Raw genomic sequence first — 26,872 nt, 5'->3', positions numbered from 1 at the left:
ACACTATAATGAACTTATCTAATAACCAATACCATGAGCAGACTTAAGAAAACATTTGCGCCCAGGTCCGGCAGGTCCGATAAGCAAAAAAACAATAATAAAGAGGATAAAGAAAAGTCTGAGCAAATCACCGATCAGGACAGCAAAATATCTCTCGCAAAAACAGAAGTTACCCAAATAACATACGTCCCTTTCAGAAGCAGAGCATTCAGTAAAGTAGAAAAAAGCGGATCTGTCATTCAATTGTTTAACAAAGGACAGCATGTAGCAGCACTTAATAATGCACTTGATAAATTAGGGCATACAGTATCCGAGAACAAAACCTATTTTGGTGATAAAACAAGGATTGCACTCATCAATTTCCAACAACAGAATGGGATTACAGGCTCTGGAATCTTTGATAAGGAAACTTTGTTGAAAATGAATGAGGTAACAAAAAATTCAGAGGAAGGGGAAACTATCAGAAAAGCCGCATTACCAAATAAAAAAACAGAATCGGACAAAAGAAATAAAGGTATATCTGAACCTGCATCTCGTTTAGAATCTAAGCTTGAAAGTCAAGAACTTTTTCAATCATTTTTCCAAACAGGCAAAGATCCTATAAAATTAAAAAAATGTAACCCTGAACATGCAGATGATTATTGCTTAATTGTCAGCTTCATTCCCACTACAAAAATCCCAAAAGGAAATACAATTGAAGGATACGCCATTTATTATCAGGCTGTATATGGTGGCAGTAAAGAGAATGCGATAAAAGTAGCTGAACACTGGGGCGAAGATGGTAGAATAAACTTTGCAGGAGAGATCAAAGCAGGAACACCAACAAATGTAAATGTACCTCTTGAGAAATATCTGGATAATCTTTTCTTTGAAGCACCAAAAAACGAAGCTGCCAGAGAAGCTTTAAAACGGAAATTATTAGGAATTGTAGACAATAATAAAGATAAAAAAAATGAAAAGGAAATTAACAGAGAAGAACTCAACAAATTTTTAACCAACGAATACAGTAAAATTACAGAGGATAGTGAATATATAGCACTAAAAAACAAACTAAAATCATTAAAAGCACCCGAACTATCTCCAAAAGGTAAAAAAGCAGCTGCGATTTTAGAGAAAACTCCTAAAAATAGCGAAGCACAAGACATATTAATTGAGGAGTTTGAAAAATTCGGAAAAGAAATGGCTCTTTATATGCTTCAAATTAACAGGAAATTAATTCTAACAGAAGCAGAGAGACATGGTATTTGGTTGCCATATGGAGAACATAAAAATAAATTACAGGAACTTAAAACCGGTATAGAAGCTTATAAAAAACAAATGGCTGCCATACAAGCTAGTCTGCCTAGTTTTAAAGAGCAGCAAAAGCTATATCAAGAAGCCTACGATGCTGTTGGCAGGGATCCTTATGCAACAGACATTCATGATCAAAAAATAAATAAAGCATCAGGAATTGAAAGAAAATACTCTGCCAGAAATGAAATCTACAGAGCTATTCCAATTTTATCAATAGGTGATGATTTTAACAATAAAGGACTGAAAGCCGAAAAGCAAGAATGGGCTCCTGATTGGGAAAATTTTGATTTCAAAACCGATGAACAAATTATAACTGCTTTAAAAAACAGTATTATAACACAGTTGGAAAAAATAAATGAAGCTGAAGAAAATATAATAGATGAGGATATAGATTTCATTTGGGATTTAGGAGAACTTATTCCTATTTCTATACAACAAGCGGGTATTTCCAGCAATAAAAATGCTGTAAAAATTATACAGGATAAAGTCCGGCAGGAAGCGAAATATGAACTTATAAAAAATATTATTCTTATAGCCGGAGGTATCATTCTTTCCATTGTATCCTTAGGGCAAGCTACTCCATTTTTATTAGCTATTTTAGCCAGCGGAGGTACTTTAGCGATTAGTACATATTATGTAAAACAGGAGATTCATGATTATAACTTAAACCAAAGTCTATATGATGCCTCAATACAAGTCGGACAGGTGCTGCAAGGTAACGATCCAAGTTTGGCTTGGCTGGTACTCGCCATTGCAGGTGCTGCGTTAGATGCAGGATCATTAGCAAAAATACTGAGATCAGCTAAACCTATTTCTGCAGCGGCCAAAGCATTTAATGATACCGACGATGCTACAAAAGCATTAGCCACTTTAGAAAGTGATCTACTTAAAATCGATGGTCTTGAAAGAAAAATAAGGGAAAATATTATTAAACAGGCTAAAATACAAGCCCAACAGCAAAAAATACTGTCTGGCTTTGTAAAGGCAAAACAACTTACTTATGCAACAATACCAGGTTTGGCACAAACAGGCGAATTATTAGCCAGAGCAGTATTTGCTATTCGGAAAGGAATTGTTACATTTGATAGTTTTGTAGCCGAACTTAAGCTAACCAAGCTCATAAGTAATACAGGATTAACCCCTGAGCAATTGCTTGTAGTTAAAAATACCTTTGAAAAGGCAAAAACTTTAGCTAAAGATGACAAGCTGGCTATTGAACTTGAAAAAGCAATGGCAGATAATGACCTTGTAAAGGTGAAAAGTTTGCTAGAAGAAACTGAAAAAATTAAAGGTGAAAAACCGGTCAAAAATACTAATTTAGATGAATCAAGATCACCTAAAGAAAAGGAAACAAATTCCAGAGAGAGCAAGATTGAGGAAGAAGATATTTCTATTCCCTCTTCAATTAAAACAACAGAACAAATAATTACTGAAGCATCAGATAAATTATCTCAAATAATACCTGGTCTCTCAAAAGATCAAGCAACATTTATCTTAAAACAGGCATTTTCTAGAAACTCTTCTGTTATATTTGGTGGTAGTAGAATAAGAGGTAATTATACTCTAACAAGTGATTTAGATGTTGGATTTGGTCAATTGACAAGCTCTCAAGCAGGAAAAATAATAAAATCAAATAATGCTATTTTTGATGCCGGAAAAATTGAAGGATGGTTAAAAATGGAAACGACTAAAATAATTCCAGGTAATGAAACAAAAAGTATTGAAAGAATTACAACTCCTGAAGATTTTTTTCAGAGATCTGGTGTCAGATCAGCAGAAGATGCAAAAGCAGGTGAAGCATATGGTCCATCAGGATCTATTACAGTTGAACCAGACGGAAATATTTTTAAAATAGATATAAATGGAAACCAAACAAATATTAAATTAAATTAAAGATAAATAAGATGCAAGTATACATTAATAATCAAGAAACGAATTCTCAACATTTATTCTATGATGAACATTACTATGAAAAATATATTGAAAACAAAGAAATATATCAATTTGATATAAATATCGAGCTAGATACTTTCAATAAAATAATGCAACCCAAGTATGAAGAATTGTTGAATGAATTAATAGAAGATGATAAACAAACCGGTGAAAACTATGCCTTAGAATTATTTGAAAATCTTACCGAATATCCTTCTTATGAAGATATTTTGAATGACACAAAAATTGGAATGAAAGAAAAAATGAGCTATCTGAATACTTTTTTTATATCACAAATTTTGAATGTGTATTTTAGTCAGAAAAGTAACTTTGATAATAAACGTTGGGTAATAAGGGAAGTTTTGTATCTAAATCAAAAAGAAAATAATGTTATAATCAAGGGTAATGCCCAAAAAATAGATTAATTATAGTAGTACAAACAAGTTATTCTATTGTTAATATTATCAATAAATTGTATCAAGGTTAGCTCAAAAATGAGCTAACCAGCTCTCCGAAGTCTCCCGACTTCGGAGAGTTTTATTTCAAACAAACCGCTAAACAGGCTGCAGAATATAAAAAAATAAAAACACCAAAAAATATAAATTTACTTGAAAATGAATAAAAAAGATACAATAGATAAGATTTTATATTATCACTTTGAAATAGAAAAGATCAATAATAAGGAACACTATTCACTACTAAGAGCGGTAATGTATAAAGACACAGGATTGCAGGGAGAAGAATACTATAATGGAGAATGGCATAGTGAAAAAGCGGCATTAAGTTATTATCCGGATCCAACACCGGGAGAATTTGTAGATGAAATCAGAGCAAAAGAGATCATGAAAATAATAGATAAAGAAGTAAGATGAATTATAAAGACCAGCTGTATAATGCTAGAAAATTTGCAATAGAAAAACACAATGGTCAGCACTATGGAATATACCCATATGAAATTCATTTAGGCAATGTAGTAAGTATATTAATGAGATTTTCTATTCTTCCTACAAATCAAGAAAACACTGATATCCTGATAAGCGCATGGCTTCATGATATACTGGAAGATACTACAGTTTCAATAGAAGAATTAGAGAAAAAATTTGGAAAGAAAATTACTGAAATTGTGTTTTCTTTAACCGATGGAGAGGGGAAAAATAGAGAAGAAAGAAAAAACAGCATGTATAACAAACTGATTCACAATCAAGCTGGTATCATTGTAAAATTAGCTGACAGAATAGCTAATGTAGAGTTTTGTTTGATACAAAATAATAAGAATTTATATGAAATGTATCAAAAAGAACAACCAAAATTTCAACAAATAATATCATCTAAAATGAACACAGAATTAGCAAATTCTCTCTTAATCTACTTAAAAACATTACTGTAAAAAATCTCTATCCGAAATTGACTGCCTGATATATTTTTTTGTAACTGCTGCTAGTCAAAGCCACCATACTTAGCTAAGAGATATTATAAAGAGTTAAAAGCAAAGCATAAAATTTATATTGGGTTAAGGAATCAGAGCAGAAATAATCTGCTCTGATTGATATTTGATTAGCAACTATTTAATTTCTTTCAGAACTTATTCTTCTTTGCCTGAAAAAATCATATCTTTTTCGGTCACTGTCTTTCTATTCTCATCATAAGTATATACACAAACACCGCCTACCCAGGTTTCCAATACCGGAATATCCCGCATTTTCATATATTGCAATGAAGGTGTATTTAGGGAAAGAGGGTTCTGTTCCAATATAACAAAATCAGCAAAGTACCCATTATCCAGCGATCCTACCCATTTGTCTGCGTAGCATTGCCATGCAGCATCATAAGTAACGGCAATCAGGGCCTGTTCGGGAGTAATACGTTCCGCACCGTTTAAAACTTCAATATCCTTTGGGTTCTTTTCCATGATTCTGGTAATCGATTGTTCCATCATTCTCAAAGGACCTAACGGGCTCACCTCATTATCACTGTGAAGGGTAATTCTCATACCGGCAGCAAGCGTTGAACCACAAAGATCCAGCATTTGTGCCTTTTCACCGAATATCACTTCCTTAAAAGCATATCCCCAATACCCTACGTGGCCGATAAGGAAACTTGGTGAAACTCCCATCTGGAGCATATTGGTAATCTGATCCGCTGTCAGAAGAGAACAATGCTCTATACGGTTACGAAGTTCAGGACCTTTATATTGAGCCAGAGTACGCTGATACGCATTGATAGCAAATGTTACCGCCTGATCCCCATTGGCATGAACCATCAACGGCCAGCCTTTTACCGCTACCACAGAATTGATCAGTGTATTATAACTTGGCGGAATTGTATGGGCCGGAATTCCTGTCTGCGGAAAATTAAATACTCCTGTATTATCTGCAGGATTGCACAGGTATGGAACACTCTGATATCCCGTTAATCCCTGATTTGAACCATCCGAAACCACTTTAATATGTCCATAATATACAGGTTTATAGTGTTCCGGTTCTTTATAATGATCCAGTTTATCTACATCTTCCTGATTGGAGCAAAGATGTGCCCCACCCGTTCTTACCACTTCAGGATGAGTCTCAAAATATTTGGTTAAAAGTATTTCGGAACCCTTATTCAGCCCGGCATCATACATAAAAGTAACTCCTCTTGAATTGGCCGTGTGAAAAAGTTCCGTAAGATAACGGTTGATCTCTATGCTCATCGCAATGATCTGCAGTTTTATAGTCTTCAATGCCGGGGTCATCTGCAAACCTTCCTGCAGCTGGCCTTTCGTTTCACTGATATACTTGTCAACAGTTTTATACTCGCTCTTTATATCCGGATTATGATCAAATACATACTCTAATGCTTTAGTATTCAGATAAAGGGTATGCATAGAGGCACTTAACAGCATCATAGGAGTATCATGATTAATAGTATCAAGGATGACATTATCAATCGTTATCAATTCCTTTTTCCCATCAGTTTCCTTAAAAGGCATTAATGACGGATCCAATCCTCTTCCTAAAATAACCGCTCCCGGAATTTTAGGAATATGCCCGTTGATGATAGCCCCAACAGAAGTCAAATCATATATCGCTTTTAAATTCTGCCCGTCAAAAGGGCTCAAATCCAGCCAGCCGGTCATCATTGCCGTAGGAATCATATGAACATGGGGCTCAATCAGTCCGGGAAGTAAGGTTTGAGTACCGGTTAATTCTTTTCTTTGAAATCCTGAATGCTTTTCATTCATATAAGATTCTACCTGAGCTGCTGTACCTGTTACAACGACCTTTCCATCTGCAAATCCAATGGCTTCAATGGTACCGGTGGATCCACCAATCATTGGCAGAATAGTACCTCCACTTACCATCAGTGTTTGTGGTTTTTCGTGGGTCGCTTTTCCGGAACCGGGATTGATCTTCGTCAGATTTTCTGCACTGAAAAGTTCTTCTTTAAGAACATCTAAAACAGGATTGTGGCAAGAGCAATGGGTGCAGCCATGCGTGTGATTGTGTTGTTTTTCCATGAGAATAATTTGGTTTTAAGTGTATGGTTAAAGTTTAATTCTATCCGTATCTATTTTTAATAATACATTGTCTTTAATGCATAGAAAGACGATCTTACAGTGGATAAGATTTATTATATTATTAAAACAAAACAGGGGTATTTTTAAGATATTATATTTAAATAAATATTTATAAGTGAATAATTTTCATTTATTTACATGTATTAGTTTATTTTATAAAAATAATAAAAATATTCTTTCAACACACTTTTTTCACTCAATATTGATTATTTTTTTCTGTCTAAAATTTTAATTTACAGCACATTTTCATTTAACTCACACTTACTGTATGTATTTTTTAACACTTCATGATCTACTGCAACTCACAATTCTCGTGCTCTACACCATTAAACAAATAACAAGATGATCCAAATACAATAAAGCGCCAATTCGTGAAAATTGACGCTTATTTTTAATATTATTAATTCCGGTTACCATTTCATGGCTTTCCGCATTATTCCTTCAAAGCTTTTTTCAATCGTTCCAGTCCTTCCATCAGGAGCTGTCTTGGACAACCGATATTGATTCTCATAAAACCTTCCCCATTTTGCCCGTACATCGTCCCCGAATTAAGCCAGACTTTACCATCCATTAAAAGAATTTTCGACAATTCATCAGAAGTTTTACCGAATACACGGCAATCCAGCCAGGCCAGATAAGTTGCTTCCAAAGGGACAACATAGATTTCAGGCAGATGTTCGCTGCAAAAACTCTTCAGAAATATGAAATTCTGATACAGATAGTCTTTCAGTTCACCCATCCATTCATGTCCTTTTGTGTAGGCTGCAATCAAAGCTTCCATAGCAATTGGATTAGGATAGCTGTTTTCCTGAAGTTCCAGCATTTTCCGGGTCCGCTCCAATATATTTTTGTTCCGGGAGATCAGATACGATATCGGCAGCCCTGAAAAATTAAAAGTCTTACACGGCGAACCACACGTGACCGACTGAAGCTCATAATCCTGAGCTATTGAAACAAAAGGAATATGTTGACGGTTATTAAAAATCAAATCAGAATGAATCTCATCAGAAACCACCATCACGTTGTTCCGTGAACAAATGTCAGCTACTTTCTCCAGATCTTCTCTTGTCCAGACTTTCCCCACCGGATTATGCGGATTACAGAACAACAGAAGTTTAGTTTTCGGATCAGAAGCTTTCTTTTCAAGATCATCAAAATCGATGGTGTAATTTCCTGCTTCATATTTCAGATCATTACAAACAACATGGCAGCCGTAATTTTCTAAAATGGTAAAAAAATGATTGTAAACAGGAGTCTGCAAAATAATATTTTCATCAGGCTTCACAAAAGTACGAATGATCGCCGAAAGTGACGGAAGAACGCCTGTTGCAGGCAAAAGCCACTCTTTTTCTATCGTAAAATGATGATTTGTTTCCCACCAATCAATGACAGACTGATGAAAATTCTCAGGAATAGTTCCATATCCGAAAACACCATGAGAAACCTTTTCAGAGATAGCCTGAATGACTTCCGGAGTGGTTTTAAAATCCATATCAGCAACCCACATAGGTAAGATATCTGCCTTTGCCCAGTCCCATTTTACAGAATGACTTCCTCTTCTTTCTATGATTTCGTCTAAATTGTACTTCATGTGTAAGATCATTAATTTGAATCCAGATAATTCTTCAGGTCAGAAATATTTTTAATATTAAGCTCATTCGCCTGTTTCCTTCGCATCATCAAAGCATACGCATTATTAAAACCGAGTGGTTTCAGCCATTCAATTCCATACTGTTTCTGAAATTCCAGATTGACATAATCCAATGTTTTTTCCGGACTCTTAGAAACTTCTTCTATCGTTTTTGCCGAAGGTTTCAATAAAACAAGCAGTCCGGTTCCTGTATATTCAGGATACAAATCAATTGCATCATTCATCAGAGCATCAAAGCAGATTTTCGTTCCGCCAAGCCCCGTTTTTGTTTCCACTTTATAATCAGTATAGCCTTCGATGAGCATTTTGTAAATTTCGGCAAGAATATACTGTTCACCAAAAATTTTTGACCCGATTTTTATGGTTTGTGAATTTCCTTTGCGTGGATCTTTATACAAGTTTGTTCTTACTAAAAAATCTTTAGCAATTTTTTCAGGAGTCTGTTTAAGGTAATCGGCTTTATAATTCAAATCTGTCATGATTGAATCATTGAATTTCCCTGCTAAAAGATTCAAAGTTTTTTCCAGTTCAGGAAACTTTTCCAGGGTTTTTGTTTTGATCACCGGAGCAGCAAAATAGGGCGGAAAAATCTTCTTATTATCCTCCAGAACATACAAGTCAAAAGCTTTTATTCGGCCATCTGTAGAATATCCACTGATGAGGTCCAATTCTTTTTCATAGGCTGCTTTGTACATAATAGCATCACTTACCACCAGAGGTTGTGCATCAAGCCCATATACCGAACGAAGTCCAAGATCACCGTCCTGCCGCCCCATAAATTCAGGTGTAAAGCCTGCCTTAAGCTTATGGTTTGAAGCCGAAGCAAAAAGATAAATAGCCCCGATAATCACCAATACAACCGGGACAATATATTTTAATTTCTTTACAGACTGATAGCTTAATTTCTGTAAAACGGCGATCGTCTGATCTAAAAGAACAGCCAATAACGCTGCCGGAATTGCACCAGCCAGAATCATATTGGTATTATTAAGGGAAATTCCGCCAAAAATAAACTCACCCAAACCTCCTGCCGCCACAAATGAAGCTAAAGTTGCCACTCCAACATTAATAACCGCCGCTGTTCTGATTCCCGCAATAATGACTGGCATTGCCAAAGGAAGCTGAACTTTAAAAAGCAATTGTCTTCTGTTCATTCCCATTGCTTTTGCAGCTTCAGTTACTGCCGGATCTACTTCCGTAATTCCGGTGTACGTATTTCTGATGATAGGTAAAAGCGCGTAGATCAACAATGCAACAATGGCCGGAGTTGCCCCAATCCCGAAAGCAGGAATCATAAAACCGAGCAAAGCAATACTGGGAATCGTCTGTAAAATTCCTGCAATTCCCAAAACAGAACCTGACAAATTTGTTTTTCGGGCAATGAGAATTCCTAAAGGCACTCCAATCATGATCGCCAGAAACAGAGACAAAAAAGTAAGTCCCAGATGCTGCACAACCTGAGTAAACAGTTTTTCATGCTCCTCTATGATAAACTGCCAAAAACTCTGCTCACTCATACAGTCTGAAGTTTTCGGTATTCATTAAAAGCTTTCACCAGATTTTCATAATCTTCGGAAAGCAAAGTATCTGCGCTCAACTGCTGCAACACATCCCATACACTTGAATTCTCTGAAAACTGAAGTTCTTCATAGAAGCGGCTTCCTTCAATCAGAGAAGTCATATCTTTCAGTCTGGCCACTTTATATTCCAGTAAAAGCCGGTTTTTGGCAAAGAAATTTTTAACGAAATCATTGTTGGGCTGGTACAGCATTTCTTTCGGAGTTCCTGTCTGAATAATTTTCCCCTGATCCATCAGGCAGATTTTATGACCTAAATCGAATGCTTCCTGAACATCATGGGTAACCAGAATAATCGTCTTATTTTTAAGTTCTTCCAGTGATTTAAATTCTGAATGAATATCGGTTTTGGTAATATTATCCAATGCTCCGAACGGTTCATCCATCAACAAAACAGGTGAATCCGCAATCAGAGCCCTGGCAATTCCTACTCTTTGCTGCTGTCCGCCGCTTAATTCGTTTGGAAACCGTGTAAGTATCTCTTCTGAAAGATGAAGTTTATGTAATAATTCAAGAGTTCTTTTGACTGTCTTTTTTTTATCCCATTTCAGCAATTCAGGAATGACTGCTATGTTCTGTTGTATGGTATAATGGGGAAATAATCCGGAATGCTGCATGACAAATCCGATTCCCATACGCACCTCTTCCACTTTTTGTGACTGAATATTTTTACCGTCAATCAAAATAGTCCCGGAATCTATATCAATGAGGCGGTTGATCATTTTCAGCATGGTTGTTTTTCCGCAGCCGCTTGTTCCTAAAAGCACCAGAATTTCTTTATCATTGGCCTGAAAAGAAATAGCATCCACGGCTTTTTTCCCGTTAAAACTTTTTGAAACCGATTCAACTGTAATCATAGGCAAAATTATTGTGCAAGTCTGATTCCTGTAAACTGCCACTGTAAATGAGTCTGAAAAAAATTACGGTAAGTATTTCTGCTATGTCCGGGCGGAGTGGCCACTGAAGCACCGCGAAGCACCATTTGATTCACCATAAATTTCCCGTTATATTCTCCTACAGCTCCTGCTTCTTTTTTAAATCCCGGATAAGGAAGATAAGCGGAATTGGTCCATTCCCAGCGTTTTCCCCAGTCAAAATATTCTGATGCGGCTTCCCATTCAGCTTCGGTGGGCAGGCGTTTGCCTTTCCATGAAGCCAATGCGGAAGCTTCAAAAAAACTGATATGGCAGACGGCTTCTTCTAAGTCGATTTCCTCTAAACCATGTAAAGTATAATTCATCCATTTCCCATCAATGAAATGCCAGTATAAGGGGGATTTTGCATTATTTTGCTTCACCCAATCCCAACCCTCGGCATGCCAGTGTCTGAAATCTTCATAGCCTCCTGCTTCAACAAATTCTAAATATTCTTTATTGGTCACCAATTGACTGCAAATTTTAAAATCATTCAGATATACTTTGTGTCTTCCCAGTTCATTATCAAAACAAAAGCCTTCTCCTTTAAATCCTATTTCATAAATTCCTTCTGAAAAGCTTATCATTTCTGAGTTTACAACAGTTTCATTTTTTGAAATATTTTCCTTTTTGTAAGGAGGAAATAAAGGATTATGACCTAAAATGTATTTGATATCTGTCAATAATAATTCCTGGTGTTGCTGTTCGTGGTTTAAGCCTAATTCCAGCAGAGATTCCAGCGATTCTGTAAGATATCCGTTCTGAAGAAATTCATCCATCTTCTGATCTACATATTCCCGGTATTTAAAAACATCTGAAACAGATGGACGGCTCAAATTTCCTCTGTCAGTACGGATAACACGGGCCCCGATGGTTTCGTAATAGCTGTTGAAGACAAAATTATACTGAGGATCAAAAACTTCATAACCCGGAAAATTGGGCTGTAAAATAAAGGTTTCAAAGAACCAGGTGGTGTGTCCCAGATGCCATTTCGGAGGACTCACATCCACTACAGGCTGAACCACATAGTCTTCAATTTCCAGAGGACTGCAAATCTCAACGGAATGATTTCTGATTTCAGAGTATTTTTTTGTCCAGTTTTTATGAGGTTTTGCTTTTACAAGTAATGCATCTTTTTTCATAAAAAATCTTTTTAAATTATACCATCCAGATAGAATCTACGAACCAGTTTTTAGTATCTTTAATCTCAACAAGGATATGAAATCCTGAGTCTCCAGCCAGTTTTTTGATATCCTGTTCAGAAAATTTCTGAGAAATCTCCATATCAATCAGTTCATCTTTTTTAAATTGAAACAAATGGTTTCCCACATAAACTTCCTGATCAGAAAGACTTACCAGAAAACTTCTGCAGGCTCCTGAAATAGGGTCATAATTTTGATAATGCTGAAAATTTTCCACCTTGAAATCAGCTTTCAGTTCCCGGTTGATTCTTGTAAGAAGATTAAGATTGAACGAAGCGGTAATTCCCGCAGGATCATTATAAGCTGCAAGAATGGTGTTTGGGTTTTTCTTCAGGTCAAAACCTACGAGAAATAAATCTCCGGCATTCAGTTTTCTTTTCACTTCATTGCAGAAATGTCTGGCTTCCTCACTCTCCATATTTCCTATATTTCCACCTAAGAAAAGGACTACTTTTTTCCTTTTTGAAATCCCTGTGGCTTTGTCAAGCATATCAAAATACTCTCCTTCCAACGGTAAAATTTCAAGTTCAGGCAGTTTTTTCTTCAGATTTTCCTGTAAAACAGAAAGAATATTTCCTGAAATATCAATAGGCATATAGGTAAAATCTGTTCCTTTTTCTACTAAATTTTTGAGAAGGTAAGATGATTTCATCGCATCGCCTGCTCCTAATTCTATAAGATCAAAAGATTCATTGATATTGGAAATCGCTTTTGCAAGCTCCTCTGTTTTATTCTGAAATATATCCAGCTCACAATTGGTAAGATAATATTCAGGCATAGCCATAATCTGCTGGAAAAGACGGTCGCCTGTTTTGTCATAAAAATATTTTGAAGATAATTTTTTCGGATGAGCGGACAGGCCTTTTAAAACGTCCGAACCGAAATTATCGGCACCATCATCTTTAAAATGACAATCCTGTTTTAACTGTACATTCATAGTTTACATTTTGTTTTGGTCGTTCATTGAGTACAACTATCTTGCCGACACCGGAATTACTTTCCGAATATCTATAAGCTTCTCCAATTCATCTAATTAAAGATAGGATTTATTTACGGTTTTGATGTACCACATCTTATTTTATTGGTAAAATACTGAACTATTCACGAATACTTTTCTTAAATCAGAATCTTTTAACGGAATCTTTTTCTGAGAAAACTGCGCCAGTATTGCTGTTAAAAAACTGTACATCAAAATCTGAAAGAAATGCTTTTTAAATTGGATAATTATAAGTTTTTAACCTTTTCCGAAGTCTTTAAATGACTAAATTAGCCCAGAATTAAAATGCGCTGAGATTTCTATGAAAAATATATTCTGTGTTTTGCTTATTTCAATGGTAACACCTGTGCTGGCACAAACCAAATTAGAAAAAGCAATTACCAATCTTGAGGATAATTATGAACAAGAGAAAGTATACCTGCTTACCGACAAATCACAATATGCCGCCGGTGATAAAATCTGGTTCAAAAGCTTTGTATTTGACGGATATAACCGTTCTGCATTATCCACGACTCTATTTGTAGAATTGTACAATTCTGATAAAAAATTAATAGACTGGAAAACGGTACTTCTTACCAATGGCGAAGGCAGCGGAGATTTTCAGCTGAAAGAAGACCTTCCTGAACAGGTATATTTTGTAAGAGCTTATACGCCTTATATGACCAATTTTAATGAAGATTTTCAGATTGTTAAAACACTTCCCGTTTACAACCCAAATTCCACAGAATCATTAGTAATTTCTAAAAATTCCGATTGGTCAGCAAAAGCCTTTCCGGAAGGCGGAACTTTCATTAACGGGATGCCTACCAAATTTGCGGTAAGATTATCCGGCAATTCTTCTTTACCGGAAAACTGGACCGGAAAAGTAATTGATATACAAAATCCCAAAACGCCCGTCACTACATTTAAATCTTTTGATAAAAATGTTGCTTCCTTTACAATGACTCCGGCATCAGGAAAAAAATACCAGGCTGTCATTCAGGATAATGCAGGAAAAAGCCAGACAATAGATTTACCACAGGCTGCAGACAGCGGTCTGAATGTAGAAGTTCACAGTTCTAAGGAAGGAATTAAGTATTCATTAAAAGGCGTTAACCTAAAACAGCAGCTTCAAGGGTATAAAATTGTCGGACTCATCAATAATCACCTTGCTTACAGAGCGAACATCAACCATTTAACCAATGAAGCATCAAGTCTTATTCCTACAAAAATCAGCAACGGAGCCAATGGTGTTTTACAGCTGGTAATTTTTGATGAGCAGGACAATCCCGTGGCCCAAAGACTTTGCTTTATAAAACCCGGCGATTTAAAGATTGAAAAAGCAGAAATTATAGGCCAGAGTTTAAAACAAACTCCAAGATCTTTCAACAGCATTGATCTTTCTCCGGAGTCTTATTTCAAAAATTATACTGTTGTGGTAAGTGAAGATGACGGCACCCAAACTCCTGATGAAGAAAATATTCTGAGCGCGCTTTGGTTAACGGGGGATTTTACTTCAAAAATAGACAGCCCGGCACAATATTTTTCTAAAAATGCCAATACTGAAGCTCTGGACGCACTTCTTATTTCTGAAAACTGGAAGAGATTCGACTGGAATTCCGTACTCAGCGGAACCTCTCCCATCATTAAAACCCAATCTCAGCAATATCTTTCTTACCGAGTAAAACCTATTAAAAACAACGCTCTGCTGATCAACTCTACTGTAAATTTAGTATTGCAGTTAGGCAAAAATCAACCTGCCTTTAATCAATTTAAAACAGATCAAAACGGGTATGTCTATTTAAATAATCTCAACAATGATGAACCTGTGAATGTTTCATTATTCGTCAATTCAGAAAATAAAGAATCAAGTACTGATAATCTATTTGTTACCGTGGAACCGCTCGTAAATCCTTCGGAATTTAAAGGTAATTTCCCAACTACAAAATATACATTGGTAAAATCTGCTAAAAGTAAGACCCTTCCTCCTGCAATTGCCAGAGCCATCAATACTCAAAAAAACATTAAGAAGAAAGAGAGTAATGATATCCAGATTCAGGAAGTCGCATTAGTAGGAAAAAAGAAAGATCCGAAACAGGAATTAGATAAGCAGCTCTCCAGCGGAATGTTCAGTTCTGAAAATTCTACTGTATTTGACTTTGTGAATGAAGATCAGCATGTCTCAGGATCAAGCAATATATTAGACTGGCTGCAGGGAAAAGCAGCAGGTTTAACACTTCAAAGAAATAATTCAGGAGTAAATGTACCGTACATCCGGGGACAGCAGGCGAAGCTGTATTTAGATGAAGTACTTACTGATGGCTCCATGATTTCATCCCTTCCTGTAAATAATATCGCAATGGTAAAAATTATCAAAGGATCAGGATTAATAGGTGATGCCGTAGCCATCTACACCATGAAAGGCAATATGAAATCTAAAACTAATGAAAAAGAAGCCCCAAAGAACAACTCAGCCATCATCAAAGGATATGATAAGCCTTCAGAGTTTCCTATTGAAATGATAGATGATGACGCTCCGGAGAAAATTGAAAACGATACCAGAGAAACCCTTTACTGGAATCCGAATTTATTTGACAGCGATTATGTTCCGCCAAGAATTAAATTCTTCAATAACGACAGCGCCAAACAATATAAAGTACAGATCATAAGTTTTGATGAAGATGACCATCTTCTTTTTGATCAGCAGATTTTAAAATAATAAAAAAGCCTTTCAATGATCTTGAGAGGCTTTTTTTGTTTTGAAGCGGGAAGCTGGAGGCTGGGAGTTATGATAGTTATAAAAATAGCTGTTTGTCTTTTTTAAGGGATAATAACTTTCATTTTTGTCATTAGTTACGTTCAATCTTCTATTCCGATTTCTGACAGCGCATTGTCATTATGACGAAGGAAGAATCTCATAGATCATCCGTCAATACACCTCAAAGAAACTTCAAGCTTCCCTCTCTGAGCTTCCCAACCTCTACACTTCCATTTCACGTTCAAAACGGTTTATCTTTAAGGGAGCTAAGAGTGTGACATAGTCGCAGATGAAGGTAGATGGATATACATTCGCTTAGAAAGATCAATGAAATTGATCCCATCTTTGCTCCCTTAGAGTTTGATATTTGAATTATAAAATCTTTGCGTCACATTATATTGCATCAATACAAACAATATTCTGTTCCTTTTTTGAAACCTGCTTACTTATGTTTTTTAAATAATTATATTTACGAAAGTAAAACCTGGGTCTAAATACAGAATATAAAGCATTATGAATGGATAAAATGAATTTACTAAGTATCGTAACAATCATCTCGTTGTTCGTTTCATTCTTTCTTGTATTTTTTTTACTTACTGTCAAAACAGAACACAAAACCAGTAATCGCCTTTTTGCTTTTTTCCTTATCCTCACCGCCATAGATGTGAGTGAGCCTTTATTGAATTCAGTTTCTGATGGTCCTTCCAACCTGGGAATGCTGAGAAATACATTTGCGTTTTTACAGATTCCTGTTTTCTATCTGTATGTGCTGTCTGTTTGTTATTCTGATTTTAAACTCAGACCAAAATACCTCATTCATCTTCTTCCCTTTTTAGTTGTGAATGCTGTTTTGCTGCCCCGTTTTTACGCTGTAGATACCGCTTCTAAAGTTGACTTCCTTGTCAATCGTCAGCATATGGCAGAGCTTCAGTTCAATCATATCCTGTTCCATATTCAGGTGATTGTTTATTTTACTGCTGTATTCCTGCTTTTAAGAAAGGCTAAAAAGCTCTACCTTGAAAATAATGCCGGCACCCATGTCAATTCCTACAACTGGTTGTTCCAGTTTACGGTGGTGCTTACCATTTTATATTCCATTGCTTTATTGAAGAATATTTTCAAGTTTTCGGATTATCCGTACATCTCAGAATGGATAAAAATAGGAGCATTGGTCCTTCAGCTTTTTATTGTGTGCTGGTATCTGTATAAAGCACTGAATAATCCAGGCCTTTTTAGAAATATTGATTCCAAACTAAAGCTTGTTTCCGATATTGTTTCTGAGGAAAAAAATAATAATTCCGAAGCCGTTAATGAAAATATACACAATAAAGAATTATTGAAACTGAAGAAATTCATGACAGAAGAAAAACCGTTTCTTAGTCCTTCTTTAACCATACAGGATATTTCAAAAGAGCTCGAAATTCCCGTTCGTGAGTTATCTGTTCTTATCAACCATCAATTGGGACAGCATTTTTACGATTTTGTAAATACCTATCGTATTGAACATGCAATGAATATTCTAAAAGACACCACAAAAAATAAAGTGACCATCCTGGAAATCCTGTATGAAGTTGGTTTCAATTCAAAATCTTCCTTCAATACTGCTTTTAAAAAACATACAGGGAACACACCCACCGAGTATCGCAACTCGCTACAAAACAACACCTTGTAATTACTCGTACTCGTATCTTACATTACCCGAACGTATTTTTTCAGACTAATGAGGCCGAATACTTTTATTCGGTCGCGTAGATCTAGGTACTTCCACATCTTTGTATCGAAATCATTTTTAACTATTAAAATAACGATACAATGAAAACTTCATTCACCTTTTTAGCAGTACTATTATTGATCAGTACTTTTACTTTTGGACAGAACATTTCCAAAAAAATAGATTCCATCATCAAAGACAATTATCAGAAAAATCCGGATGTTGCCATCAGTGTTGGGTTGATCAGTAATGATGAAGAATATTATACTGCTTATGGAAAACTTAGCAAAGAAAGTTCTGTTGACATTAACAAGAATTCCATATTTGAAATTGCATCTATTACCAAAATTCTGACTTCAAATTTAATTGCCCAGGCGGTTATTGAAAATAAACTAAAACCGGAAGATTATATTGACAATTACCTGCCTAAAAGTTATATTTTACAGAAAAACCTCAGAAACAAAATCAGAATTTCAGATCTGGCCTCTCATCAGTCTGGTCTGCCGGATATAGATTTCGCCAAACTGATAGAATTAAATCCGCAACAGCCGGTAAGTAATGTCACAGAAAAAACACTGGCTTCCATTGTCAACAACTGCAATGAACTCATTGATTATGGTAAATACCGCTATTCTACCATTGGCTATACACTGCTGGGACAAATACTGGAAAAAGTGTATGGTAAAAGCTACGATGAAATAATCCGTGAAAAAATAATCACTCCTCTGCAGATGACTAACACATTGACAAAAGATTTCAATGTGAAAAACATCACAGCGGGCTACAATCCCAATGGCGGTGTTCAGGAATTTTTCAAGTGGAACATTACAGCATCGGCAGGATTGGTAAAATCAAATGCCTCGGATATGATCACCTATCTGAAAGCTGTACTTACCAACGGAAATCCAATATCTGAGGCCGCACTGCTCACAGAAAAGCTTTACTATAAAAATGAAAAAAGAGAAATGGGACTAGGTCTTACCATTAGTACAGATGATCAGAATACCATTTATCTGAAGTCCGGCGATTCTATGGGCCAATCTTCCATCATCTGCTACAACAGGGCAAAAAAATGGGGCATAATTATCCTTTTAAATCAAAGAAATTCTAAGATGAGACAAAACCTATTGAATGAGATCTACGACAAAGTACTGAAATAAATCTTCTAAGCCATCATACAAAAATCCAGAAAACAATTTTCTGGATTTTTTATTATGGTATTCTATTTCAATTTGCTCTTATTCTTTTTGCCCAGCTCTGATAGATGGGATACCAAACACGATCTCCGTTGGAACCATTGCAGAGAATTACAATACTGCTCTTTGTGGGCAAATGCATAAACACGCCGGCGCTCCAGCCTTCATTCTCCCCGGTATGCCCTACCGTTTCAAGCCCTTCATAATACATGAACCGATATCCAAGACCACTCTTTCCCTTATCGGAAAATGGTGAAACAGATTTTTCCATCAATTGTATGGCTGCCGGTTTCAAGACTTTATGCAGCTTGTTTGATTCATATGTTAATGACAGTTCTGCGAAATGCGCCAGATCCAGCACTGTCGTCTGTAATCCTGCTGCAGCCTGTTCTGTAAATATTCTGTTCTTGATAGGCTTGCCCGATGCATCATAAGCCGTTGCAGAATTTTTCATCATTTCTTCCGTCCATTCATAAGTAGTATGATTCAATCCTAAAGGGTTGAAAACATTCTTTTTCATATAATCTGCAAATTTTTCCTTTGTTCTTTCTTCCAGCATCAGCTGTGCCAGCGTGTAACCACCGCCTGAATACTCCCATTGTGTTCCCGGTTCATTGATTAAACGTAAACTTTCTCCATTTCTTTTTGTCTTTCCGGAAAGAGATTCTTCCAGACTCAGCAGTTTTGTTCCCTGTTCAGAACCTCCGTAACCATGTACAGAAAGTCCTGCCGTATGGCTGAGAATACGTCTCAATGTAACTTTTGAAATATCATATTGGGAAGCAGGTAATTTCCAGCGGGTCAGGTATTCATTTACAGGGTCATCCAGTTTTACAAGTCCTTTTTCTGTCAGTTGCATGAAGCCCCACGCAGATACCATTTTTGAAACAGAACCCACATTAAAAATGGTTTCTGTGGTTACCGGCTTTTGGCTTTCTTTATCAGCAAATCCTATACATTGTGTCCAGACTATCTTTCCATTCTGAATAACGGCTACGGCTACCCCGGGAACATTGTTATTCCTGGTTGCTTCCAAACCGATCCGCTGAATTTCGGTATAGAGTGAATCCTTTTTCACCTTTTCAACCTCAACAGCGTGCTTTGTTCCCGAATAGGAAAAAAGAAATATGGTAAGAGAAAAACCAAAGATGGATTGTATTATTTTGCCGTTCATTTTTCTATTTGTTTACAATATTTCGGATTGAAAGATCAACACTTTCTTCACCTTTGTTGCCGTACTAAAAATACAAAGAATATTATCAATAGTATGCTCTGCTTCAGGAGTATTCTGTTTTTCAGTTAAAAAACGTCATTGTATTCAGTCTAAAATAACTTCTATCTTCCAGCCTTTTATTTCTTTAAAACACAAAGATCACGTTCAAATCATTTTATATTTAAGGCAGCTAAGAGGGTGATAAAGTCGCGGATGAAGCTGTATGGCTATGCGTTCGCTTAGAAAAATCAATGCAATTGATTCTATCTTTGCTCCCTTATAATAAGATAATGATGGTAGTAAACCTTTGCGTTAAATCCTTAGCCCAGCACTGTCATTCTGACGAAGGAAGAATCTCTTTAAAATATATGAGATTCTTCATTACATTTCATTTCATTCAGAATGACAGCACTGAAATTCAGATGTTTCTACAAGCCCCCGTCATTACGGCTCAGACAACCTCCCTTCTTCCATCTTCCCACTCCCAGCTCCTACCTCCCTCTCCTTTCCAGCATAAGATGCCCCGCATCCAGCATTTTTATCAGATGAATGTATGGATTGACAATATTTCTTTCCGGCAGATTTTCATACATACCCATTGAGAAATAGACAATCCCGGACATAAAATAATCAAACTCTTTGACGCTGTATTCTTTGAATGCTTTTTTAAAAACCAACACTGGATTTTGGTATTCTTTCTGCGAAAGCAAGCCGAGAACCCATGGAGAAGGATTTTCCAGCGGAGGATCTGCAACCCATTTCTTTCCTTCTAAATGGATGAGGTAGCACGCACGCACAAACGACCGTACCGCCTGATGAAACTGAAAAACTACCGCCGGATCTTCATTGATCCAGCTATTTCGCTTTACGGCGTAACTCATAATGCTGTTTAACTTCTCTTTAGAGGCTGCCAGATCATTGAACTGGAAAAAATTCGCCATTAGCTGTAACCCGGAGCGCTTCTTACCCCCTTTCCAAAGCTGAGGTTCAAAATGTGTGCTTGTCTTTTTCATGTTTGTATTTTTTTATAAATGTAATAAAAAATTGCAAACATTCGGACTTGAGTCCGAGATTTTTATAAGAATAAGTAATTTATTTGTTTCTATGACAGAAGCAAATAGAAAGATTGTTGAATTTATAAGGGATGAATGGGTTATCCCTTTGAACAATAACAGCAAATTTGCAGTAGATCATAATATCGATGAAAAGACTGTCCGAAGAATAAAAGATGATGAAAATTATCAAATTGCTCTTCTTACAATCATGCGAATTTGCCATGCTAAGAACTTAACACTGGCTAGCTTCTTTAAGATGGTTGGAATATAGATTACGAAAATAATATAATGAATAAATCCTGACGTGAGTTGGGATTTATTTCTTAATCTCAACACATAGAGAACTAATAACCGTTATAATTATTAACCGTTTGAAAAGCTAGATTTTCAGTAAAGATTTCAAAATCAATAATTACTAATAATTAAATAATACTATCAATTTGCAACGCATTAATAGATGTATTTTTTTAATATCAAAGCAATATATATTAAAGTAGTTCTACAAAGGATCTGTATAAATCAACATTATTGAATATTTTCAATATCACTTGTTATAATATCAAAGATATGTTTTAATTCATCCTCAGAAATGTTTATAGAATTACCTGTAGTTGAGTTTGAATGAATAATATCATTTCTTTTATTAATTAAAGAAGTTATATCTGTTAGATTGCATGATAATTCAGCTAGTGTATTTATCACTTTTTGAGTCCAATTTATTTTTCCAATAGCAATTAAATCCTTACCAGAATCAATGTACAACCCCGAATGAGGAACTAAAGTATAATATTTTAAAAACTTATTATCACGCCTGTATTCATATTTATATTCATTATAAACTGAGGTATTTATTGGATTATCAACATCAATTACTCTATTTGCAATATTTTCTAAGACAGTAAAAAAAATCAAAAATGACATAATATTTCCTTCGTTAGATTTATATTTAAGAATATTAGATATTCCAAATTCTAACCATTTTAAATATTCATTCACAAACGCTTTAGGCAACTCTTTCCTATTTCTTCTTGGTTCTAATTGTTGCTTTAAAAAATTATATTTCTCAAAGTTTTTTTTCAAAAAGCTATAAGCAAGACAATTATCAATTGTCTGATATATATTTTCAATTAAGTGTTTTGTAAATTCTTGATCAATACTATTTTCAGGTGATTCTTTTAAAATAAAACCATCAATACCAACTTCTTGAAGTTCTTGTAAATTCCAAACCTTATTAGATGCAGAAAAAATAATAACCTGAATACCTTTATTATGGTTTTTAATTTTTTTTAGCAAAGCATAGCCCGTTAATTTTTTGGGATCTCTTTCATCAAAATCATCATCATGTAATCGTAAATCTAAAATTATTACTTCGGCATCTATAGCACTTTGAAAAGCTCTTTCAACTATCTCATCACGCTCTTTAATTTTTTTAAAATCTACTCCTATAAAACTGAAGTTCTTATTTGTGCAAATTCTTTGAAAAATACAGCCCCATCCTTTTTCAACTTCATCATCAATGAGTAAAATAGTACCATTATTTTTAAGTACTTTTATATTAAGTGGTCCAATGGGAGACATCGGATACTTTATACTTAAATATTTATAAAATAAAGAAGCATTAATATTACTCTCGTTTTTTTCAAGCTCATTATTAAACTCTGCCTGTATATTTAATGCTTTTGCCCACCGTAGAATTGACCATTCATTTGAAATAGAATGATGAGACTTGTAACTAGTAGGAGGCTTAATACCAATAAGATCTATTTTTTCTAAAGCTTCATTTCTATCAAATTCTTTTAAAATATTTTCATCAATTATTTTTTTAATATACTCAAAACTATTCTGAATATAATCAACATTGGGACATTTTAACAAGTTAGAATAATTACAATGTTGATAAAAAGAGGCCTTATCTTCTATTCCTAAGATTACAAGTCTAAAATTTGTTTTATTTAAAGAAATAGCATGAATATACCAACGAATTGCCAAATCAATCCCATCATATGACATTGGATTGCTACTATCGAGAATTGATGGAATAAAAACTAAATCTGGACATATCATGCAATTTTCAGGAAAATAATCTGAAAGCTTTCTTAAATATACTGGTACAACATTAGTAATATTTAATAAATTTTCTTTTAGCTTATCGTTGAATTCATCAATTTTCTGAACTCCAGAATACGGTAAAAAATAAATACTATTCATATTTTAATATTTATCAATCAATTTTTGAATTTGCAACAATAAATTTTGTTTATATATGGGCTTTGAATGATCTGCGGTTAGATATTCACGTAGGCTTCTTTTAGCCTCTTCCAGTTCACTTTCTTTTAATCTAGCATCAATTAAATCTGTAATTTCATAAAGGTCATTTGTAGTGATTTCATAATCATTTGCTTTATTAAACAAAAATAATACAATTACATACTGCAACTCCAATAACGAATTTAACAAATACTGTTTTCCATATACTAATATTGGTATATTAACCTTCTTGTTTATTTTGTAATCTTCTAAAAAAGAACTTATATTTTTATACATGTCACCACTATTAACGTTGCCATTGATAATTGCATTTTCAACCACCAAATTATTACTAAGCCCTCCACTAAAATAAACAAAAGGTATTTCCTGGCTAATAAAATATTTTTTCACATCTTCATTTGTAATTTTATTATCACTAAATGAATAAGATGAATGAAAAATGATAGCTTCAGAATTTTTAAATCTAGTTGATAAATAATCTTCCAGCTCATTTTTCTGACAGTCAATAATTGCTACTTCTATTAGAGAAGAATCAAGATTTTCTTTTAGATAAGATCTCATTCTTCCATCTCTATCTTCAAATAAGTAAATCATAAATTTTGAGTTTTATAAAGTTTCAATACATGTTTTACGTAATTAACATTCTCATTATTTGTCTCTATAATATTTGAAGACATCAAATTATCTTGTAGTTTAGTATTCTCATCTAAACAAATTATTTTTAAAGCCTGAATATTTTCATTATATTTTAATTGGGCAATTATTTCCCAATCTGCAACGCTAAAAAGCATCTTTCTTACCTTATCAAAATCGCCAGACAAGCCTAGTAATTTTACATCATCAATAGGAATTGACAAATAACTATTTCTATGAATTATTTCAAGAATGTAAAACTCATCACAGTTTTTTAAATTTACTTCTACATCAGATGATTTTGCTTTATTTGCTAAAATCCATTCAGATATTTGTTGTATAGCATTAAACAATAAATTAGTATCACAAAATAATTTAACAGATTGCCCAATATCATTAAAAGATTCACTAAAGGAAATTATAATATCACCCCCTACTAAACTTCTTATTAGTTTTTTTATTCTAATATTAAATGTTAGATCTGCTTCATCAGTCCTAAATTCAATTATTTGTTTAAATTGATTAATATATTTTTTAAATAGATCTCCATCTAATTCTGCATTATAAGGATGTTCATTTGGATGCTCTTTACACCATTTTTTAACATCTCTCCAAGACAATTTTATATTACCTTTTCCATAAATATTAGTTTTATGTTTATCCCCTGTATTAATAATGAAGTTTTTCACATTATGATAAGTTACATTATTAATATTCCATCCAGTAACCAAATTATAATCTTGATTTGCACTATTAACGTATGATTCATAATCAAACTCTGATAATCCTTCAGGATTATGTGTAAACCATTTAAATTTTTCTCCTATACTAAAATTATACAGGAACTTTACCATAGTTTTTGGAGAATGTTTTTTCTTTTTCGTTAAATTAATTGTATGATTTTGTAATCCTAAATCATCTTTAATTATATTTTGAAAAGAATCTGAATCGAGTGATGATAATTTTTTTTTCGCGTTTACAATAGCATCTATTCGTAATTTTAATGCCTGAATTTCACTCATTATTTTATCTTCATTTATGTTTAATCTCTTCAACTCATTAACTGATAGAAGTAAAATTTTTTCCTTCTGAGAAACGCTAATCTTTTTCGAATTTAACAATTCTATTATAAAAGATATTTTCTTATCCATCTTTAAAGTCATTAATTAAATAAGATCTACATATGATCCGGTAATTTTTATTTATTATTCAACTTTTTCTATAATAAATTTCCATTGCTTTTTCAATTCCCTCATTTTCCCAAATATTGAGAATTAAATTAATGGGAGAATGAGAAATTAATATAGAGTCAAAACGATTCTTTAATTTCAAATAAGTTTCATTATTATCACCTTTCACCATTTTAAGATATAATAATTTACCTTTTATAACCATCAACATATTTGGCATCTGTGAAGACAATAAGTATTTTTCTTTTAAATATTTATCCAAGAAAAGTGAATATGATTTATCATAACCATAGGTTTCCAAATAATAAATCCATTGACGCAATTGTTTTATATATGTTCTTGCAACATTTATTTTATTATTTACAAGCAAACCCGTTACCTCTTGACGATAACCTTCTTTTTGTAAACGAATTTTATCTTCCTGAATATGAAAATTTTCTTTAGAAATAATACGCCGAACCTCTAAATCAAATGTACTATTTACTGCAAAAATCCTCTCAATTGAACCATCTCCTTTTTGATAAAGATTATGTTTACTACTAAAAGTAATATCATCAGCATATCGACTGTAATTTAGTCCAAATCGTTTAGAAACACCTGTTAATTGTCTATCTAATCTTTCACAAATAGCATTACTAATTACAGGTGACACTGGTGACCCTTGTGGTAATACCGACGTTGATATCTTTTTCCAATCTCCGTTGATAAAACGTTCAACTTCAATCGAAGTGCAAGATAACCCTGCAATCATATTAGCAATTTTTCTTCTTTCTGGAGTCGTGTTTAGATTAAAAGGAGGTACTAACAATCTTCCCCAAACTCTAGATTTGTCAATACTTGAAAAAAAATCTTTTAAATCAATATTATAGACATAAGTTTGTCCTACATGTACCTTAGCGTTATCTACAATAGACTTACCAATAACAAATCCTGTAGAAGCTTCATGAGGATCAAAAACACATTGCAAAATTATATTCAAGGCTTTCTGAAAATTTTTTAGTCCTTCTATTGGAGAATAAATAACTCTGTCCTTACCTGATTTCTTTTTTATTGAAAAAGAATTGTAATATGGATTGTCAATATATTTTATTGTACTGTTAGCATCTGTTTTAAATATAGAATCCTTATTAATATAATAATTAAGTTGTCTTTCTTCAAAATCAATTACCTTATCTCCATACTCAAACATCTTTGCTTTATTTAATAAAGAAAGGAAATCACTTTTACTATTCATTTTACAGAATAGTGTTCGAATTTCATTTTTTTGTTCCTGACTAAATTTCATTTTTTGCAATCAGTTAAATTCATTGAAAACCGTAATTTTTATTCTTTCTTTATGTAAAACTAAAAGGATCTAAATAAAAATATAAGTCAATGAGACTATAAGGCTAAAAGTATATAGCGAAAATAATAACATCATTAACATTCAGTTTTGGATTACTCCAAAACCACCTGCCGATTTGATTTATAAAAATTTATAAACCCAGCAGGCAAGTCTATCAGAGATAGACAGTCAATATTTCAATTACGGTTTATCAATGAATAGTAATTGAATTTACAAACGTACAATTTAAAAGTGCATTTTTAAATTAAATTTTATAAATTACTTAATTAAAAGTTCGTAAATATACTAAGAATTGAAATGGCAATAACTAAAAATCTGCTAATCCGTTTTAAAATTTTAGATAATTTTTTTCGAATCATCGATCCCGCAAGATTTTTTTTAATATAGCCGTAGTATTATAAA

At 34.0% G+C, this 26,872-nt stretch carries 20 protein-coding genes; 8 read left to right on the top strand and 12 right to left on the bottom strand.

Annotation, left to right across the window (positions count from 1 at the left end):
• Positions 1–33: 33 nt before the first annotated feature.
• The 4 genes from ACLMCG_RS10680 to ACLMCG_RS10665 all read left to right on the top strand — a co-directional run bounded on the left by ACLMCG_RS10680 (position 34) and on the right by ACLMCG_RS10665 (position 4,612).
• The gene (locus ACLMCG_RS10680; protein WP_413959529.1) at positions 34–3,186 is read left to right on the top strand and encodes a peptidoglycan-binding domain-containing protein; all 3,153 of its coding nucleotides are present in this window, start codon (positions 34–36) and stop codon (positions 3,184–3,186) included.
• Positions 3,187–3,197: 11 nt separating this feature from the next.
• The gene (locus tag ACLMCG_RS10675) at positions 3,198–3,650 is read left to right on the top strand and encodes a hypothetical protein (RefSeq protein WP_223599577.1); all 453 of its coding nucleotides are present in this window, start codon (positions 3,198–3,200) and stop codon (positions 3,648–3,650) included.
• Between the two features lie 189 nt (positions 3,651–3,839).
• On the top strand, positions 3,840–4,097 hold the full coding sequence (locus ACLMCG_RS10670) for a hypothetical protein (protein ID WP_413959528.1): 258 nt from the start codon (positions 3,840–3,842) through the stop codon (positions 4,095–4,097).
• Positions 4,094–4,612, top strand: a complete 519-nt coding sequence (locus tag ACLMCG_RS10665) for an HD domain-containing protein (RefSeq protein ID WP_047378147.1) — start codon at positions 4,094–4,096, stop codon at positions 4,610–4,612. Before ACLMCG_RS10670 ends, ACLMCG_RS10665 begins: the two co-directional genes overlap by 4 nt.
• Before the next feature lie 195 nt (positions 4,613–4,807).
• Here the strand turns inward: ACLMCG_RS10665 and ACLMCG_RS10660 are convergent, their stop codons facing one another.
• From ACLMCG_RS10660 to egtD, 6 genes are all read right to left on the bottom strand, one after another.
• Complete coding sequence (locus tag ACLMCG_RS10660) at positions 4,808–6,721, bottom strand: amidohydrolase (protein ID WP_413959527.1); 1,914 nt, start codon at positions 6,719–6,721, stop codon at positions 4,808–4,810.
• A gap of 493 nt (positions 6,722–7,214) precedes the next feature.
• Positions 7,215–8,372: a MalY/PatB family protein gene (locus ACLMCG_RS10655; RefSeq protein ID WP_413959526.1), complete on the bottom strand. Its 1,158-nt coding sequence runs from the start codon at positions 8,370–8,372 to the stop codon at positions 7,215–7,217.
• Between the two features lie 11 nt (positions 8,373–8,383).
• Complete coding sequence (locus tag ACLMCG_RS10650) at positions 8,384–9,949, bottom strand: ABC transporter permease/substrate-binding protein (RefSeq protein ID WP_413959525.1); 1,566 nt, start codon at positions 9,947–9,949, stop codon at positions 8,384–8,386.
• Positions 9,946–10,866 (bottom strand): ABC transporter ATP-binding protein, encoded by a 921-nt coding sequence (locus tag ACLMCG_RS10645; protein WP_413959524.1) that lies wholly within the window; start codon positions 10,864–10,866, stop codon positions 9,946–9,948. Before ACLMCG_RS10645 ends, ACLMCG_RS10650 begins: the two co-directional genes overlap by 4 nt.
• 8 nt (positions 10,867–10,874) lie before the next feature.
• A complete protein-coding gene (egtB, locus tag ACLMCG_RS10640) occupies positions 10,875–12,065 on the bottom strand; it encodes an ergothioneine biosynthesis protein EgtB (protein WP_413959523.1) in 1,191 nt (396 codons plus the stop codon).
• A 16-nt stretch (positions 12,066–12,081) separates the two neighbouring features.
• A complete protein-coding gene (gene egtD, locus ACLMCG_RS10635) occupies positions 12,082–13,062 on the bottom strand; it encodes an L-histidine N(alpha)-methyltransferase (RefSeq protein ID WP_413959522.1) in 981 nt (326 codons plus the stop codon).
• A 361-nt stretch (positions 13,063–13,423) separates the two neighbouring features.
• On the opposite strand from egtD, the gene ACLMCG_RS10630 reads away from it, so the two are divergent.
• The 3 genes from ACLMCG_RS10630 (at position 13,424) to ACLMCG_RS10620 (ending at position 18,730) form a co-directional block, all read left to right on the top strand.
• A complete protein-coding gene (locus tag ACLMCG_RS10630; protein ID WP_413959521.1) occupies positions 13,424–15,820 on the top strand; it encodes a hypothetical protein in 2,397 nt (798 codons plus the stop codon).
• 565 nt (positions 15,821–16,385) lie between these two features.
• Positions 16,386–17,531, top strand: a complete 1,146-nt coding sequence (locus ACLMCG_RS10625) for a helix-turn-helix domain-containing protein (protein WP_414136881.1) — start codon at positions 16,386–16,388, stop codon at positions 17,529–17,531.
• 140 nt (positions 17,532–17,671) lie between these two features.
• Positions 17,672–18,730, top strand: a complete 1,059-nt coding sequence (locus tag ACLMCG_RS10620; RefSeq protein WP_413959519.1) for a serine hydrolase domain-containing protein — start codon at positions 17,672–17,674, stop codon at positions 18,728–18,730.
• 67 nt (positions 18,731–18,797) lie between these two features.
• Here ACLMCG_RS10620 and ACLMCG_RS10615 read toward each other — a convergent pair whose 3' ends face one another.
• Together ACLMCG_RS10615 and ACLMCG_RS10610 are read right to left on the bottom strand one after the other, a co-directional pair.
• Positions 18,798–19,940 (bottom strand): serine hydrolase domain-containing protein, encoded by a 1,143-nt coding sequence (locus ACLMCG_RS10615; protein ID WP_413959518.1) that lies wholly within the window; start codon positions 19,938–19,940, stop codon positions 18,798–18,800.
• 530 nt (positions 19,941–20,470) lie between these two features.
• Complete coding sequence (locus ACLMCG_RS10610) at positions 20,471–20,992, bottom strand: hypothetical protein (protein WP_413959517.1); 522 nt, start codon at positions 20,990–20,992, stop codon at positions 20,471–20,473.
• A gap of 91 nt (positions 20,993–21,083) precedes the next feature.
• On the opposite strand from ACLMCG_RS10610, the gene ACLMCG_RS10605 reads away from it, so the two are divergent.
• On the top strand, positions 21,084–21,305 hold the full coding sequence (locus tag ACLMCG_RS10605; RefSeq protein ID WP_047421839.1) for a hypothetical protein: 222 nt from the start codon (positions 21,084–21,086) through the stop codon (positions 21,303–21,305).
• Between the two features lie 254 nt (positions 21,306–21,559).
• Here the strand turns inward: ACLMCG_RS10605 and ACLMCG_RS10600 are convergent, their stop codons facing one another.
• Genes ACLMCG_RS10600 through ACLMCG_RS10585 form a run of 4 tightly spaced genes read right to left on the bottom strand, consistent with a single transcriptional unit; the run spans position 21,560 to position 26,410 of the window.
• A complete protein-coding gene (locus ACLMCG_RS10600) occupies positions 21,560–23,242 on the bottom strand; it encodes a response regulator (RefSeq protein ID WP_413959516.1) in 1,683 nt (560 codons plus the stop codon).
• A gap of 3 nt (positions 23,243–23,245) precedes the next feature.
• Positions 23,246–23,896, bottom strand: coding sequence for a hypothetical protein (locus ACLMCG_RS10595; protein WP_413959515.1), 651 nt, complete (start codon positions 23,894–23,896; stop codon positions 23,246–23,248).
• Entirely contained in the window at positions 23,893–25,086 is a 1,194-nt protein-coding gene (locus tag ACLMCG_RS10590) for a hypothetical protein (protein WP_413959514.1), read from the bottom strand. The genes ACLMCG_RS10595 and ACLMCG_RS10590 overlap by 4 nt, the downstream gene beginning before the upstream one ends.
• Positions 25,087–25,144: 58 nt before the next feature.
• Complete coding sequence (locus ACLMCG_RS10585; protein WP_413959513.1) at positions 25,145–26,410, bottom strand: reverse transcriptase family protein; 1,266 nt, start codon at positions 26,408–26,410, stop codon at positions 25,145–25,147.
• Positions 26,411–26,872 lie beyond the last annotated feature (462 nt).

Origin of the sequence: Chryseobacterium sp. S90 (assembly GCF_047444895.1) — a bacterium.
Lineage (GTDB): Bacteria > Bacteroidota > Bacteroidia > Flavobacteriales > Weeksellaceae > Chryseobacterium.
This window is presented reverse-complemented; position numbering and strand designations above follow the sequence as displayed.

What these genes read in the sequence shown, in the direction of transcription:
- ACLMCG_RS10680 (WP_413959529.1), top strand. Translation starts at nt 34, where the DNA reads ATGAGCAGACTTAAGAAAACATTTGCGCCCAGGTCCGGCAGGTCCGAT.
- ACLMCG_RS10675 (WP_223599577.1), top strand. Translation starts at nt 3,198, where the DNA reads ATGCAAGTATACATTAATAATCAAGAAACGAATTCTCAACATTTATTC.
- ACLMCG_RS10670 (WP_413959528.1), top strand. Translation starts at nt 3,840, where the DNA reads ATGAATAAAAAAGATACAATAGATAAGATTTTATATTATCACTTTGAA.
- ACLMCG_RS10665 (WP_047378147.1), top strand. Translation starts at nt 4,094, where the DNA reads ATGAATTATAAAGACCAGCTGTATAATGCTAGAAAATTTGCAATAGAA.
- ACLMCG_RS10660 (WP_413959527.1), bottom strand. Translation starts at nt 6,721, where the DNA reads ATGGAAAAACAACACAATCACACGCATGGCTGCACCCATTGCTCTTGC.
- ACLMCG_RS10655 (WP_413959526.1), bottom strand. Translation starts at nt 8,372, where the DNA reads ATGAAGTACAATTTAGACGAAATCATAGAAAGAAGAGGAAGTCATTCT.
- ACLMCG_RS10650 (WP_413959525.1), bottom strand. Translation starts at nt 9,949, where the DNA reads ATGAGTGAGCAGAGTTTTTGGCAGTTTATCATAGAGGAGCATGAAAAA.
- ACLMCG_RS10645 (WP_413959524.1), bottom strand. Translation starts at nt 10,866, where the DNA reads ATGATTACAGTTGAATCGGTTTCAAAAAGTTTTAACGGGAAAAAAGCC.
- egtB (WP_413959523.1), bottom strand. Translation starts at nt 12,065, where the DNA reads ATGAAAAAAGATGCATTACTTGTAAAAGCAAAACCTCATAAAAACTGG.
- egtD (WP_413959522.1), bottom strand. Translation starts at nt 13,062, where the DNA reads ATGAATGTACAGTTAAAACAGGATTGTCATTTTAAAGATGATGGTGCC.
- ACLMCG_RS10630 (WP_413959521.1), top strand. Translation starts at nt 13,424, where the DNA reads ATGAAAAATATATTCTGTGTTTTGCTTATTTCAATGGTAACACCTGTG.
- ACLMCG_RS10625 (WP_414136881.1), top strand. Translation starts at nt 16,386, where the DNA reads ATGAATTTACTAAGTATCGTAACAATCATCTCGTTGTTCGTTTCATTC.
- ACLMCG_RS10620 (WP_413959519.1), top strand. Translation starts at nt 17,672, where the DNA reads ATGAAAACTTCATTCACCTTTTTAGCAGTACTATTATTGATCAGTACT.
- ACLMCG_RS10615 (WP_413959518.1), bottom strand. Translation starts at nt 19,940, where the DNA reads ATGAACGGCAAAATAATACAATCCATCTTTGGTTTTTCTCTTACCATA.
- ACLMCG_RS10610 (WP_413959517.1), bottom strand. Translation starts at nt 20,992, where the DNA reads ATGAAAAAGACAAGCACACATTTTGAACCTCAGCTTTGGAAAGGGGGT.
- ACLMCG_RS10605 (WP_047421839.1), top strand. Translation starts at nt 21,084, where the DNA reads ATGACAGAAGCAAATAGAAAGATTGTTGAATTTATAAGGGATGAATGG.
- ACLMCG_RS10600 (WP_413959516.1), bottom strand. Translation starts at nt 23,242, where the DNA reads ATGAATAGTATTTATTTTTTACCGTATTCTGGAGTTCAGAAAATTGAT.
- ACLMCG_RS10595 (WP_413959515.1), bottom strand. Translation starts at nt 23,896, where the DNA reads ATGATTTACTTATTTGAAGATAGAGATGGAAGAATGAGATCTTATCTA.
- ACLMCG_RS10590 (WP_413959514.1), bottom strand. Translation starts at nt 25,086, where the DNA reads ATGGATAAGAAAATATCTTTTATAATAGAATTGTTAAATTCGAAAAAG.
- ACLMCG_RS10585 (WP_413959513.1), bottom strand. Translation starts at nt 26,410, where the DNA reads ATGAAATTTAGTCAGGAACAAAAAAATGAAATTCGAACACTATTCTGT.